This window comes from Anaerohalosphaeraceae bacterium (assembly GCA_037479115.1).
Classification (GTDB): Bacteria; Planctomycetota; Phycisphaerae; order Sedimentisphaerales; family Anaerohalosphaeraceae; genus JAHDQI01.
Window position 1 is genome coordinate 17,047 of the sequence record JBBFLK010000029.1, and the last position, 14,478, is coordinate 31,524.

Annotated in this window: 12 protein-coding genes; 7 read left to right on the plus strand and 5 right to left on the minus strand. The window is 54.5% G+C overall.

All coding sequences use genetic code 11. From position 1 onward, the window contains the following. Nucleotides 1-7 precede the first annotated feature (7 nt). Nucleotides 8-1,513, minus strand: a complete 1,506-nt coding sequence (locus WHS88_11385; GenBank protein ID MEJ5260780.1) for a flagellar hook-length control protein FliK — start codon at nt 1,511-1,513, stop codon at nt 8-10. 296 nt (nt 1,514-1,809) lie between these two features. Here WHS88_11385 and WHS88_11390 point away from each other — a divergent pair, with 296 nt between their 5' ends. From WHS88_11390 to WHS88_11405, 4 genes are all read left to right on the plus strand, one after another. After that, nucleotides 1,810-4,671 carry an FAD-linked oxidase C-terminal domain-containing protein gene (locus WHS88_11390; protein ID MEJ5260781.1) on the plus strand — a complete coding sequence of 954 codons (2,862 nt, stop codon included), beginning with the start codon at nt 1,810-1,812 and terminating at the stop codon, nt 4,669-4,671. Between the two features lie 89 nt (nt 4,672-4,760). Then, entirely contained in the window at nt 4,761-5,795 is a 1,035-nt protein-coding gene (amrS, locus tag WHS88_11395) for an AmmeMemoRadiSam system radical SAM enzyme (protein MEJ5260782.1), read from the plus strand. Nucleotides 5,796-5,818: 23 nt separating this feature from the next. Next, nucleotides 5,819-6,352, plus strand: a complete 534-nt coding sequence (locus WHS88_11400; protein MEJ5260783.1) for an NUDIX domain-containing protein — start codon at nt 5,819-5,821, stop codon at nt 6,350-6,352. 71 nt (nt 6,353-6,423) lie between these two features. Beyond that, nucleotides 6,424-7,293: a PAC2 family protein gene (locus WHS88_11405; protein ID MEJ5260784.1), complete on the plus strand. Its 870-nt coding sequence runs from the start codon at nt 6,424-6,426 to the stop codon at nt 7,291-7,293. Here the strand turns inward: WHS88_11405 and WHS88_11410 are convergent. Further along, complete coding sequence (locus tag WHS88_11410; protein MEJ5260785.1) at nt 7,290-8,282, minus strand: 2-dehydropantoate 2-reductase; 993 nt, start codon at nt 8,280-8,282, stop codon at nt 7,290-7,292. The two genes, WHS88_11405 and WHS88_11410, sit on opposite strands and share 4 nt — an antisense overlap. Nucleotides 8,283-8,395: 113 nt before the next feature. Here WHS88_11410 and WHS88_11415 point away from each other — a divergent pair, with 113 nt between their 5' ends. Further along, complete coding sequence (locus WHS88_11415) at nt 8,396-9,277, plus strand: UDP-2,3-diacylglucosamine diphosphatase (GenBank protein ID MEJ5260786.1); 882 nt, start codon at nt 8,396-8,398, stop codon at nt 9,275-9,277. 15 nt (nt 9,278-9,292) lie between these two features. Then, the gene (locus WHS88_11420; protein MEJ5260787.1) at nt 9,293-10,339 is read left to right on the plus strand and encodes a DHH family phosphoesterase; all 1,047 of its coding nucleotides are present in this window, start codon (nt 9,293-9,295) and stop codon (nt 10,337-10,339) included. A 10-nt stretch (nt 10,340-10,349) separates the two neighbouring features. Here WHS88_11420 and mgrA read toward each other — a convergent pair whose 3' ends face one another. Both mgrA and WHS88_11430 read right to left on the minus strand, forming a co-directional pair. Then, entirely contained in the window at nt 10,350-11,348 is a 999-nt protein-coding gene (gene mgrA / locus WHS88_11425) for an L-glyceraldehyde 3-phosphate reductase (protein MEJ5260788.1), read from the minus strand. Nucleotides 11,349-11,359: 11 nt separating this feature from the next. Further along, nucleotides 11,360-12,280: an SDR family oxidoreductase gene (locus WHS88_11430; GenBank protein ID MEJ5260789.1), complete on the minus strand. Its 921-nt coding sequence runs from the start codon at nt 12,278-12,280 to the stop codon at nt 11,360-11,362. Between the two features lie 204 nt (nt 12,281-12,484). Here WHS88_11430 and rpmB point away from each other — a divergent pair, with 204 nt between their 5' ends. Further along, on the plus strand, nt 12,485-12,757 hold the full coding sequence (gene rpmB / locus WHS88_11435) for a 50S ribosomal protein L28 (protein MEJ5260790.1): 273 nt from the start codon (nt 12,485-12,487) through the stop codon (nt 12,755-12,757). A gap of 54 nt (nt 12,758-12,811) precedes the next feature. Here rpmB and WHS88_11440 read toward each other — a convergent pair whose 3' ends face one another. Next, nucleotides 12,812-13,927, minus strand: a complete 1,116-nt coding sequence (locus tag WHS88_11440; GenBank protein MEJ5260791.1) for a M20 family metallopeptidase — start codon at nt 13,925-13,927, stop codon at nt 12,812-12,814. Nucleotides 13,928-14,478: the final 551 nt, after the last annotated feature.

The window sequence follows — 14,478 nt, forward strand, 5'->3', positions numbered from 1 at the left end:
TATGTCTTTAAATAAAGAGATTCAGATTTTCTGAATCAGGGTGTATTGGATAACTTGTTTGGGTGTCGGGAGTTGCCGAAATTTCCGTGGCGGAGGCCTTCATGGACGCTCCATCCGGGCTTTGAGGTCGCCGATACCGTTCCTCCTGCATTTCATATCGCAGGTTCCAGTCGGAGGGACCGTCGGAGTGGGTGTGTTTGTGTTCCGAATTGGGCATTTGGCTGACTTCAATTTTCCGAATGGAAATGCCCTGACTTTCCAGAGAAGCCAGGATGTTGGGCAGAGATTTTTCGATTTCCTGGCGGGTTTGTTCTTTCTGCACCTCGAGCAAACCGGTTATTTCGTCGCCGATTTTGTCAAATTTTATTCGAACGATCCCTAATCCCTCCGGGGAAAGGGCGATTTGGATGGTTTGTACATTATTTTGTACGGCGGTTTGAAGGTTTCGGAGAACCTGCTGGGATGCGGAAAGGGGGGTGTCCGGTTCCGCAGAAACTTTTACGGACTCCGAGACCGCGGTTCCGGAGCGGGTTGTTAGGCCGGCTTCTGTATTCTGCGGGAGGCGGCTCGAGACAGAAACGGGGTTAAACAAATCTGTACTGAGGGGATTTTTGTCTTTTGATTCCTGATTGGGGGTTGAGTCAAATGCCCCGGAAAGGTTTAGCGAGCGTTTCACCTTTGCTTTGTCCAGGGAAATTTCCGCCGCCGCTTCACTCTCTGATTCATTAAGTTTTCCGGAAACCGCAGGCTGGTGTCCCGGTATCGTAAGCAGCGGCTTCGGCGGCAGATTGGGGGCGGGGGCCGAAGGCTCTTTTGGAGGGTTTTGAATGATAAGATTTTGTTTATTGACAGATACTGCAGGATGTTCCGGAGACGCAGAACTTCCTTTTGAATCAGAACTAACTTTTTGTCCGGCGGACGAGTGAGCTGAGACGACATCTGTTGCGGCCGATTCATTTTTGACTTTGGATATATTGTTTGGCTGGAAAGCGGGGGTGGGTTTCAGCGGCGGTCTTTCAACCGAGGTATTCAGGTGATTGGGAACTGATGTTGCCTCCAAAGAAGGTTTAAGTGTGGATTTGGGCGAACTGGGCAAGAAAGATAGATTTTTTTCGGGAGTTTGAATGCTGTTTAGGAGGATCGGCCGTCCCGGATTTTTGAATAAACCTTTTTCCGGGAGCGGCAGTGCTTCACTCAGTTTTGCAAGAAGTGCCTCTGCTGGCGATTCGTTCTGCCCATCGTCTTGTTTGTTGGGTTTTTTTGAAATTTGGGAATTCGTTTGTTTTTTACCGAGTTTGCTGTTTAAAACCTTCAAAAAAGAATTGTCAGAAGCTTCTCCGGCTGTGAAGGACGGCGAGGGATTGGATTCGTGCGTGAGGCTGGCTGATTCAGAGTGCTGCTGCGTCTTTTTCCTGGATGCCGTTTCACTTAAAGGTGCTTCTGTTGAGGTCGTACGCGCGGACGGTTCAATCGGTGCAGTCAAAATATTTGCAATCCCTGCTGTTTGTGTCATAGCGATACATTCTCCGTTCCAAAAAAGTTTTATAGAAAGCAGAGCAATTTATATGCCAACACAACCCTATGCCGTATCTGATTTCGTAAAACATTACAGAATATAGAGATAGAGTTGCTGGGCAACAGGGCTTTGGGGCTTTTTGTATCCGAATTGCGGCAAAAATTTCCTGTTTGTGTGAAAAAAATGAACGAGCAGGCCTGTTTTGCAGGGTGTATTAAGATTGAAAAGAAAGTTAGAAAAAAGTATTCTTGTGTCCAAAATCGCGGAATCAACTCAAAACGGAGTTTTTGATATTGAAACTAAAGCCGGAAACAATCGGGTCCCAGCTGGCTGCTCTTGTAAAGGGAGATGTCCATATCGATATTTACAATCGAGTTGCATTCAGCACGGATGCGAGTATTTACCAAATCTTTCCGCAATGTGTGGTATCTGTTCGGGATGAGGAGGATATCCGCCGGGTTATCCAGTACGCCCGAGAGAAGGGACTGTCTGTGGCGGCAAGGGGGGCCGGCAGCGGTGTGGCGGGAGAATCTTTGACGGACGGCATCGTCATAGATGTCCGCCGGTATATGGACCGAATTTTGTCTGTGAGCGAAGACGGAGAGCAAGTGACGGTTCAGCCGGGGGTGGTTCTGGATGACCTGAATCGTTTTTTAGCGCCCTATGGGCGGATGATTGGGCCGGACCCTTCCAGCTCGAATCGTGCCGTCATCGGGGGGTGTCTGGCTAACAATGCCACGGGGGCGCATTCCTTGGTTTACGGCCATTTTGACCGCTGGGTCCAGCGGGTTCGGGCTGTCCTGGCCGATGGGACTGTCGTTGAGCTGGTCAACGGAGTAAAGCCCAATGAAGACAACGGGCCGGAATCGAAAATCGCCGGACAGTGTTTTGCGCTGCTTTCGGGGAAGGAATCCGTGATTCGAGCGGCTCGGCGCAAAACAGAGAGAAACCGAAGCGGGTATGCCATCGATGGAATTGTTCACGATGGAGTTGTGGACTTGGCCCGTCTGACGGCCGGTTCGGAGGGGACGTTGGCTGTCTTTACGGAAATTACACTCCGGACGGTTCCCGTTCCCCGATGCAAGGGGCTGGTTCAGCTGGAGTTTCCGTCTTTTGAGACGATGGCCCGTGCGATTCCTCTGATTTTGCGATGCGGTCCGGCGGCCTGTGAATTGATGGACCAGGGGCTGATGACGATGGCGCGTCAGGCCTATCCGAAATACCGCGATGTGCTGCCGGAAGGGTGCGCAGCCGCCTTGCTGGTGGAAATGACCGGAACCGATGAAAACGAGGTGCATGAGAAGCTCCAGCGGGTGCGTCTTTCAGTTGCGGATTTGGCCGTTCGGGCGGAGAATGTTCTGGAGGAGAGCAGACAGCAGCGTCTTTGGAAGGCCCGGAAGGATGCGGTACCGCTGCTGAATCGGCAAAAAGGACCGGCTCATCCGATACCGTTTATTGAAGATGTGTCGGTGGACCCTGTGCGGCTGGATGAATACATCGCCGGATTGGAGAAAATCGGCCGCCAATACGGAATTACGATGGCCTATTACGGGCATGCCGGCGACGGCGGAGTGCATATTCGCCCGTACATCGATTTGTCGAGGGAAGAGGGGGTTCGGCAGATGCGGGCGATGGCCGAGGAGGTTTTCGAACTGGCCTGGTCAATGGGGGGCTCTGTGAGCGGAGAGCATGCGGACGGTCTGGTGCGGGCGGCCTTTATTCGACGGCAATACGGGGATGCCTACTATGAACTGCTCAAGGGCGTCAAGCGGATTTTTGACCCGGAGGGGATTTTGAACCCCGGCAAGATTCTGAATGAGGACCCCGATGTGATGGTTCGCCATTTGCGTCTTCCGGGAGGAGATTTGGAAGGGAAGACCGCTTTGCTGCTGGGGCCGGAAGAGTTTCGATTTGAGGCCGAACAATGCAGCGGCTGCGGGGTCTGCCTGGCTCGTACGGAAGGGGCGAGGATGTGTCCGGTTTTTCGAGCGGTCAATGAAGAGCTGGCATCCAGCCGAGCCAAGGCCAATCTGCTGCGGTCTGCGGCGGCCCTTCCTCCGGAAGTCGGGACCTATGAGGCACAGGGGCTGCGGGAGGTTTTGTCTCTTTGCGTGAACTGCAAGATGTGTTCGGTTCAGTGTCCGGCGGGGGTGGATGTATCGAAACTGGTAATCGAGGCAAGGGCGCAGCTTGCCCGCAAGCTCGGATTTTCGGCGGCCCAGACCGTGCTTTCACGCAATCGTCTTGTCAGCTCGTTGGCGGCCGCTTTCGCCCCGCTGAGCAATTGGATTCTTCAGATACCGCTGAGCCGTCTTCTGATGGAAAAAACACTTGGGTTGGACCGGCATCGGGCTTTTCCGAAGTTTGAGAGAGGAAGTTTTATTCGGAAAGCACAGCGGTTTCGCAGGCCAGCTGTTTCGGCGGCTTTCACGGAAAAAGCGGCCTATTTTGTGGACAGTTTTGCCAACTGGAATGACCATTCCCTCGGATTTGCGGTTGTGGGGGTTCTGGAGAAACTGGGTGTGCAGGTGGAGGTTCCTTTGCAACGGCCTGCGCCGCTGCCGGCGTATGTGTACGGTAATCTCCGCACCGCCCGCCGGGATTTGGAATACAATCTGAAACAGTTTGTCCCGCTGGTTCAAAAAGGATATGAAGTGGTTTGTTCAGAGCCCAGCGCGGCCCTGTGTCTAAAAGAGGAGATGAAATATCTTATCCAAACGCAGGAATCATCGCTGCTGGCTGACCAGACATGGGAGCTGATGGGCTATATCCGACGGATTCTGGAGCATCGCGGGTGGGGGCTGATACCGCTGTCGGATGCCTGCCGGACGGTTCGATATGCTTACCACGCCCCTTGCCATCTGCAGGCGCTGCGTCAGCCGTCGGATACAGTGGATTTGCTGGACCGGTTGGGGTTGAAGGTTGTCAATCTGAATGGGGGCTGCTGCGGGCTGGCGGGAACGGCCGGAATGCAGAGTCAGAAGGCAAAATTGTCCGAAGCCATTGGTGAATCCTTGAAAAAGAAGATTGAGCAGGTCAATCCGGATATTGTTTTGACGGAATGTGCCGCTTGTGCGATGCAGATTGAACATCTGACGGGACGCAAAACGCTGCACCCCATCAAACTTCTTTGGGAATACGGCTGGAAAGAGTAAATCGATTTGAAGAAAAAACGCGTTGCACTATCCGGAAAAACCCCTAAAATGAAGGTGGAATAATCAGGAAGCCCGGAAAGAGGCACGATATGGAGCACCATCAGGAATTGTATAAGCGTGCGGTGTTGTGGGAGGGGGAAGCCGGCGGGACGGTTCAGTGCCGACTTTGTGCGTGGCGTTGTCGGATTCCAGCCGGCCAGACAGGGCGATGCCGAGTCCGCAAAAATATCAACGGGGTGCTGGTGTCGCTGAATTATGACAAACTGTGCGCCGCCAATCCGGACCCGATTGAGAAGAAACCGCTCTTTCATTTTCAGCCGGGTTCAAAAAGTTTTTCGATTGCAGCTCCCGGATGCAATTTTCAGTGTGTGTTTTGTCAGAACTGGCAGATCAGCCAGATGCCGCAAATTGGAACGATTGAAGGGTCTTATTATTCTCCGAAGGCGATTGTGGATGCGGCGGTTCGAAGCCGTTGTTCGAGTATTGCCTACACCTATACGGAACCGACAGTGTTTATGGAGCTGTGTGCGGAAACCGCCCAGCTGGCCAAACAAATGGGGCTGGCGAATGTCTTTGTGAGCAATGGTTTCTTGAGTCCGGAGGCGATTGAGTTTGTCCGTCCGTGGCTGGACGGAATCAACATTGACCTGAAGGCGTTTACGGAAGAGTTTTACCGGGATTTGTGCAAGGCGCGGCTGGAGCCGGTCAAGGAGACGATTCGGACGATTGCCCGACAGACGGATATCTGGATGGAGATTACAACGCTGGTGATTCCGGGCAAGAATGATTCGGAAGAGGAGCTGCGGGCGATTGCGGAGTTTATTGCTCAGGAGGCCTCTGTGGATGTCCCCTGGCATGTGAGCCGCTTTTACCCGCAGTATCAGATGGACGACCGAGCGGCGACGCCGCAGAAAACGCTGGAGCGGGCGTATGATATCGGGCGTCAGGCGGGGCTGCGGTATGTCTATATCGGCAATGTTCCGGGGATTCGAGCGGAGTCAACGTATTGCTACAGCTGCGGGCTTCTTCTGATTGACCGGGTGGGGTTTACGGTGAAAAGCAATATCATTGAAGACGGAACCTGCCCGCAGTGCGGAGCGATTATCGCGGGTGTTGGACTCTGAAATCACTCGAGGAACATTTCCTTATGGATTGGATGATTGCTTATCAGAATCGGAATGTCTTTTTGTACTGTCCGCTGTGCAGTGCCCGGGCGCTGAAGGTGCATAAAAAGAGTGCGTATGTCTGTACGGAGTGCGGGCTGGAGTTTTATCTGAATACCGCGGCGGCTGTAGTGGCCCTGATTGAAGACGAAGAGGGCCGGCTGCTGGTGACGGTTCGTGACCACAAGCCCAAAGAAGGGATGCTGGATTTGCCGGGCGGTTTTGTGGACCCGGGGGAGTCGGCGGAAGAGGCCGTTCGGCGCGAAGTTCAGGAGGAAACGGGGTTAAAGGTCGAACAGCTGGAGTATTTCGGGTCTGCTCCGAATCGTTATCTGTATAAGGGGGTGCATTACGCCACGGAAGACCTGGCCTTTGTCTGCCGGGTTTCCGACTGGTCCGGTCTGGAGGCCCGCGAGGAAATCCGCAGTCTTCTGCGACTGAAGCGGGAGGAGATTGATTTGGAGCGGTTTGCATTCGATTCGATTCGGCATTTTCTGCGGCGGTATTTGAATCGGTAACCGGCGGATTTTCTGCTGGCGATTTTCGAAGAAATCTTTACAATAACGGTCAGAAACAGTGAGGAGACGGAATGAGCGTAGAACGGCTTCGCATCTATCATAATCCGGACTTAACGGCACCCACTCTGGTTCTCGGCTTTGACGGCTGGATGGACGGGGGGGAGGTCTCCACGGGGCTGGTGGATTATTTGCGGGTCACGCTGGGAGCGGTTCCGTTCGCTTCGATTGATCCGGAGCCGTTTTATGTGTTTCAAATGCCGGGTACGATGGAAACGGCCGGCGTCTTTCGTCCGCATGTCAAGATTGACGAGGGGCTGATTGAGGACTTTTCCTTTCCAAACAATACATTTTTTGCCGAACCGCGGCACAACCTGATTTTGTTTTCCGGCAAGGAACCGAATGTACGGTGGGAATGTTTTGCGGACTGCATTTTTCATTTGTGTGAACGGTTTGATGTCAAACAGATTTTCTTTGTCGGAAGCGTAGCAGGCCTGACGCCTCACAGCCGGGAGCCGAAATTTACGGCTTCCGTCTCTCAGCCCGCCCTTCGGGCCAGAATGCAGCGCATCGGCATTCGATTAAGCCGGTATGAAGGGCCGGCGGGGTTTGCCACATACCTGACGTGGCGGGCCTCCAGGGCGGATTTGGACATGTTTGTTCTGGTGGCGGAGATACCGGCTTATCTGCAGGGCTATAATCCGCGGGCGGTGGAGGCGGCGGTTCGATGCATTTCCGGACTGCTGGAACTGCATTTGTCCTGTGAGGATTTGCGAACGCTCAGCGACGAGTTTGAACGCAAGGTCGGAGAACTGGTTCAGCAGCAGCCGGAGCTGGCGGCCCGGATTCAGCAGCTGGAAGAAATCTATGACAACGAGATTTTTGATACAGAGCTGAGCGACCTGAAAAACTGGCTGCATCAGCGGGGAATTCGACTGGACTAACCGTTCCGCGGATTCTGATTGTTCCGGGATTCGATAAAATCAATCAAATGATATAAAAAAGCGCTGCAGGGAACAGCGCGTCGGTGTTTTTGAGCGAGTCGGAGGACAGCACCGGTGAGGGCTTCAATTTCCGTTTTTTTGCCCGCCTTGAGGTCCTGCAGCGTCGAAGAGCGGTGTGCGGCTGTAGCGGGGACCATTTGACCGTAGAAGGCTTCCTGAAAATCTTTCGCAGTGTTCCAATGGGTGCTCCAGCCGCAGGCCTGCATCACGTCGAACGTTTCTTCGATGAGTTCATTCATGATTTGTCGGGTCGAGGGGTGTTCGGCCAGCTTGCCGTAGGGGACATCGAGGACAGCCCCCAGCGGATTGAGAGCGCAGTTGTAGAGCATTTTGGCCCAGAGGTCTTTGCCGATTTGAGCGGTTGTCTGACAGGGGATTCCACCGGCGGAAACGGCCCGGCAAAGAGGGATGAGCGGTTCGGGCGATTCGCCGAAAAGTGAGCCGATATGAATAGCATCGGCATGAACGGTAATCTCGACCACATTCGGGCTGGGACGAATAAACCCTGTGATGACCCGTGCATTAAAGATGATTTGTCGAGGGAAAAAGTCGGAAAAAGTTTCCGCATTTCCCCAGCCGTTTTGAAAAAGGATAATCAGGCCGTTGGACTTGACGAGTTTCGAATGGGCGGACAAATTTTTCGCCGCCGTTTGGGTGTCGCTGGATTTGGTGCACACGAGAATAAAATCGTACCGGCTGTCCGGGATTTCTTCGAGGGATTCATAGACCCGGAATGCGGTCGGCGGGAAAAAGGCTTCCCCGAAGATTCCTTTTCGGAACAGGCCTTCCTGCCGAAGCGGCTCGGCGGTGTGGGGACGAGCCAGCAGAGAGGTTTGAATCCCGGCTTTCAGCAGGCAGGAGGCAATTCCCAACCCCACGGCACCGGCACCGTAGATAAGAACAGAGAATTCTTGTTGTTTTGCTGTCATTTTTTTGATTAAACCATATTATAGACGAGCCGACAAGCCGTTACCGCCGGAGAAGCGCAAGCAGTCCTTATCGTGTCGGCCTGCAGGTTGGCTGGAAGGCAGATGAGCAAGGAATGAGTCAAGACAGACCCATTTTTGTCGTGAGCGATTTGCATATGGGGGATGGGGGGCCGCGGGATAATTTTGCGGCGGACCACAAAGCCGAGCAGTTCAGTCGTTTTTTGGATTATGTGGAGCAAGAGGGTGGAGAATTGTTTATTTTGGGGGATTTGTTTGAGTTCTGGCAGGCGAACGTGGGGCGTGTAATTGTCCGTCGAATGGATTTTCTGGAGCGGTTTGCCCGGATGGGAGCAATCTATGTTGTCGGCAATCACGATGCAGATTTGGAGGATTTAATCGGCACAGGGCTTCTGGCCCATCCGTTCTTTGAGCGGATGACGCGTCCGTTTGAACGGACGATAGGGATGCGGCGGTTTAAGTTTATGCATGGGCATGAATTGGACCCGTTTAATCGGGATGGAACCCCTCGATGGGGGCGTGTACTGGCGATTTTGTGTGGAATGATAGAGGACCGAAAAGGTTCGCCGCTGCTTTCGGCAGGGGGACTAAGCGAAAGGGCCTTGCTGCGGATGGGGCGCAGTTTCATGTGGATGTGGAACAACTCGGTGAATCTGCTGGAGCGGAGTCGGGTCCGTCAGCCGCGGCATCGGATGAACGAGTCGTTGACGCCGGCTCAGGACCCGGCCAGAGAAAAGGGAATTTTGGCGTTGTACCAGCGGGACCGGCTGGAGAACGGGTATGATGTGCTGGTGGCAGGGCATACCCATCATGCGGTTTTGATTAACGGCTGGTACTGCAACAGCGGCTGCTGGGTAGGGCTTCGAAACAGTTTTCTCCGGATCGAACCCGACGGGACTGTTCGTTTGTGGGGCTGGAAAGACAATCAGCCGGTGGAACCGCGAAAAAAATCCAGGAAACCGCTTGATGTAATTTAAGGAGAGCATCCGTTCATGAGTCTGTCTATATCCGCCGGCCGGAAAACCCGGAAAAAATTGTCACTGCTGCGGGAGATTTTCAAGGGCAATCAGAGTCTTCTGGTGGTCCTTCAGGATAATCCGGACCCGGATTCCATTGCATCGGCACTGCTTTTGCGGAAGCTGGCGAATTCGCTGGCCGACATTGCCTGTTCGCTGGTGTACGGAGGACGAATCGGGCGAGCGGAAAATCGGGCGCTGGTTCGCTATTTATCGGTCAATTTGCGGGCGGCGTCGGAGGTTGATTTCAACAGCTACGATTTGATAGCGATGGTGGATACACAGCCGGGAACCGGCAATAATTGTCTGCCGGCGGAAATGGAGCCGGATATTGTGATTGACCATCACAAGTGCCGCCGGCGTACTCGACAGTGCCGCTTTACGGATATACGCAGCCGGTACGGGGCGACGGTTACAATTCTGTATGAATATCTTCAGGAGGCGGGGATTGAAATCGACAGCACACTGGCCACGGCGATTTTGTATGCGATTCGCTCAGATACGCAGGATTTCGGACGGGATACCACGCAGGCGGATTTGAATGCGGTGATGGCGGTGTATCCGCTGGCCAACAAACGGATTCTCGCGCAGATTCAGCGAGGCCGGGTGGAACGCAGCTATTTTCAGATGCTCAGCGACGGTCTTCGCAATGCGCGGGTGTATGGTCCGGCTGTTGTAACAGGGCTGGGGAAAGTGGACAATCCGGATATGATAGGAGAGATTGCGGATTTGCTGCTGCGGGACGATGAGACGGACTGGTCTGTCTGCTACGGTTTTTTTGAACAGCGGTTTTTGATATCGATTCGAACGAGTGCGGAGCCGCCTCGGGCGGATAAAGTGATTCGGCATGTGATCGGCCGCAAAGGCACCGGCGGGGGGCATCCGAGCTATGCGGGCGGACAGATTCCGCTGGACTCCGATGAGCCGATTCAGATTCGCCGGCTGGAACGGAGGATTCTTAAGCGGTTTTTGGAGGCCGTCGGGGCGGCAGGAGCCAAAGAGGAGAAGCTGATTCAATCCTGAAGGGAATCGGTCAGGTGCTTTTCAGCACGGCATCAATGTCGGCCAATTCAATCTGATTCAGGGGAGGGGCTGTGAGGGCTTTTAGATTTTCAAGAATCTGCTCCGGTCGGCTGGCTCCGATGAGGGCGGAGGTGATGCGGCTGTCTCGAAGGACCCATGTGAGGGCCATTTGAGCCAGCGATTGTCCGCGGCGGCGGGCCAGCTCGTTCAGATGAACCAATTTTGCACGAAGGGCCTCGGTAATCTGTTCTTTCTTCAGGAAGCCGTGCGGTTTGGCGGCACGGGAGTCAGCGGGGATGTCTTTTAAGTATTTGTCAGTCAAAAGCCCCTGAGCCAGCGGACAGAATGCAATGCAGCCGACGCCCAGGGTGCCGAGGGTATCGAGCAGGCCGTTGGTTTCGATATCCCGTACAAGCATCGAGTATTTGGGCTGATGAATCAGAAGGCGGTGGCCGCAGGATTGCAGCCATTCAAAGGCCTTGCGGGTCTGGTCGGCGGGATAGTTGGATAATCCGACGTACAGGGCCTTTCCCCGTTGGAGGATGTGGTCGAGCGCGGCGCAGGTTTCCTCTAAGGGGGTTTTGGGGTCGGGGCGATGGGAGTAGAAGATATCCACATAGTCCAGCCCCATCCGCTTCAGAGACTGGTCTAAACTGGCCATCAGGTATTTTCGGGAGCCGCCGTCGCCGTAGGGCCCCGGCCACATATAGTAGCCCGCTTTGGTGGATATGATGAGTTCGTCTCTCCAGGCGGCCAGGTCTTCTTTGAGGATTTTTCCGAAGTTTCGTTCGGCGGAGCCGGGGGGCGGGCCGTAATTGTTGGCCAGGTCAAAGTGCGTAATGCCGTTGTCAAAGGCCGTTAGAATCATTCGGCGTGCGGTCTGAAAGTCGTCCACGTCGCCGAAATTGTGCCACAGGCCCAGCGAAAGCGCCGGCAGACGCAGACCGCTTGTACCGGAGGGCCTGTATTCCATTTTTGCATAACGATTTTCGGCGGGCTGGTACGACATAAAGTGAATCCTTACTTACAATTGGAGGCGGATTGTTTCCGCCGGTTTCTTTTCTCCTGTTCGCGCTGGTTTTCAAGCCGGCGGTATTTTCGGATTTTTCGAATGATTTGTTTTTCAAGCCAACCCCAGAGGCCCAGCGACTTGAAGGTCATGGCAAAGGCGGCATCTTTTCCGATGATGTAATGGGCTTTGGGTTTTTCGCAGGAGATGATGCGGACAATCAGGTCCGCTACCTGCTGCGGGTCGCCGGCACGGGGCAGAATCTCCTCAAACATCGCCTTCAGAAAGCCGCGGTTCCATTCAAACATCGGGCTGGTTCGGTCATAGAAATGTTCGGCCTGATTGGCGTTGGCTCCGATGATTTCGGTTTTGTGATAGCCGGGCTCGACGGAGACGACATCGATGCCGAAGGGGGCCAGTTCCACGCGGATAGACTGGGTAAAGCCGATGAGGGCGTGTTTGCTGGCGGCGTAGGCAAAGTTAAAGGGGTGGCCGATAAGGCCCGCCAGCGAGGCGATGTTGACGATGCGGCCGCTTTTTCGCTGAATCATTTGCGGTACGACGGCGCGGGTCAGGCGAACCGGTCCGAAGTAATTGGTTTGAAAGATTTTGTCACATTCCTGTTCGGTGAGGTCCAGAAATGAGCCGGCAATCAGAATCCCGGCATTGTTAATCAGGACATCTATGGGTGAGAATTGCTGTACTATCGTTTCAATGGAAGCAGGGTCCGTGACATCCAGCCGTTCGATTCTGGCTGTAAGATTCGCTTTTTCAAGGGCTTGCCGAAGCGGGCCTGCCTTGTCGAGATTCCGCATGGTGGCAATAACATCAAACCCTTCTCGAGCGGCTTCGACGGCCGTCAGAAGGCCGAACCCGCTGGAGCAGCCGGTTATCAGGACTCTTTTGGGCCTTTCCATTGCTTCGTTCTGCATATCCGGGAAGGGTAAGGATTCCGATGCGGAAATCAAGAAAAAACAGTATCGGCAAAGGTTCTGTGATTTGTTTTCGAAAAAAAACGATGAAAAATACTTGCAAAAACCCTGAAAAATCCTATATTTGTAAGGCTTTACCGGAAGCATGTAAGAAATAGATAACCGTCCGGGCCAGCCGGACAAGCGATTTTCGGGAGCAAATGTATGGGTAGAGAATGTTTCTTTCTGGGCAAGAAGACCAGCACCGGACGCAGCATAGCTCGTCGCGGTAAGGCCAAATATCTGGGCGGTGTCGGTCGGAAAATCACCGGCATTACCAAACGGAAATTCAAACCGAATACGCAAAAGGTTCGGGCGGTTGTCAACGGCAAGGTCTGCCGGATTACGGTCTCGGCCAAGGCGATTCGTCAGGGTCTGGTTGTCAAGCCGCTGAAACGCAAATACAAACCGGCGGAAAAGGCAGCGGCCGCAGAATAGTTCTGTCCAAATACAGACACATCCAAAGGCAAGAGGATTTGGCTCTTGCCTTTTTTATTGCGCCAAAGCCCGGATGATTTGCACATACATTCGCCGGGCAGCGGCCAAATCATCTATGTTGACGGCTTCGTCGGGTTTATGACAGGCGGTTGGGTTGCCGGGGCCCAGGATGATGATGTCCGGGCACAGCGGGAGGAAATGCGGGCCGTCGGTTGTGAAGACGGCGACGTCGGTCTGGCTGGTTTGAACGGCACGACAGACGGTTTGGACAAAGGGGCTGTTCGGCGGTGTTGCCATTGCTTCACATTGGCGGAGGATGGAAACCTCGGCTCGGAAGTTGGGGTCCCGGGCTTTTTGCTCCTCGAGGAAAGTTTGAATTTGCTGGATGACGGACTGCTGGGGCTGGCCCGGCAGGGTGCGGATGTCCAAATGAAGCCGGCAGGTATCGGGAACGATGTTGGGGGCTGTTCCGGCGTGGAGCTGATTGATGCTCATCGTGCAGGGCCCCAGACGAGGGTGCGGGGGTTGCGGGATTGACCAGCCGAAAAGCCGATTGAGCAGCGGAAGCATTTTTTCGATGGCGTTGATGCCCTGTTTGGGCATCGAGCCGTGGGCGCTGCGGCCGTATGTGGTGATTTGCAGCCAGAGCAGCCCGCGGTGAGCGGTGAGGATTTTCAGATTGGTCGGTTCGGGCAGGATGATGCCGGCCAGCGGGCCGATTGTTTGGGCGGCGGATTGAACAAAGCGGTTGGCTCCGCAGCTGTCGGTTTCTTCGCCGGCGGTTGCGGCCAGGATGACATCACCCTGCAGCGCCAGGCCGGCGGAGGCAATTTCGGCGAGTGCCGCCGACGCAGCGGCCAGACCGCCGAGCATATCGACAGCGCCGCGGCCTAAAATGTGTCCGTTTTGTTCAAGGCCCGCAAATGGTTCGAAGGTCCATTGGGATGGGTCCGCCGGCACCACATCCAGATGGGCGGCCAGAAGCAGGCCGGGTTTCTGTCCGGTGGAGGGCAGGCGGGCAATGACGTTGGCTCGGTTTTCGTTCCAGATGTCTGCATCGGCCTGGATGCCGTGAGTCCGGAAATACCGCACGAGCACCTCAGCGGCCCTGCGTTCCCCGTTGTCGGCCGTCGGTGCGGCCCGAATCAATTGCTTGAGCAGTTCGTTCATAGGTCTTGTACTATACCGCCGAAAAGAAAAAGTTCCAGTCTGAAGGTGGGGTTGCGGGGGAATGAAAGGAATCTGCGGGGGCAAAAATGTGGATAGGGTTTTCATTCTCTTTTTTCCCCGCCCTTGCGGGCGGGGCTATTCGATGCTGCCCGTTTTCGCTCTTCGCTGAAGCTTCGAAGGACAAGTCGGGGGAAAGACTGGATTCCCGCCTTTGCGGGAATGACCGAGGCCTTTGCGGGAATGGCAGGGGCTTTCGGGGGGAAAGACGGAGGATACGTAGGAATGATGGAGGTCTGATATGAGAAAATAGCCTCGGGCGTAAGCCCGGGGAAAATGTGGATAGGGTTTTCATTCTCTTTTTTCCCCGCCCTTGCGGGCGGGGCTATTCGATGCTGCCCGTTTTCGCTCTTCGCTGAAGCTTCGAAGGACAAGTCGGGGGAAAGACTGGATTCCCGCCTTCGCGGGAATGACCGAGGCCTTCGCGGGAATGACCGAGGCCTTTGCGGGAATGACCGAGGCCTTTGCGGGAATGGCAGGGGCTTTCGGGGGGA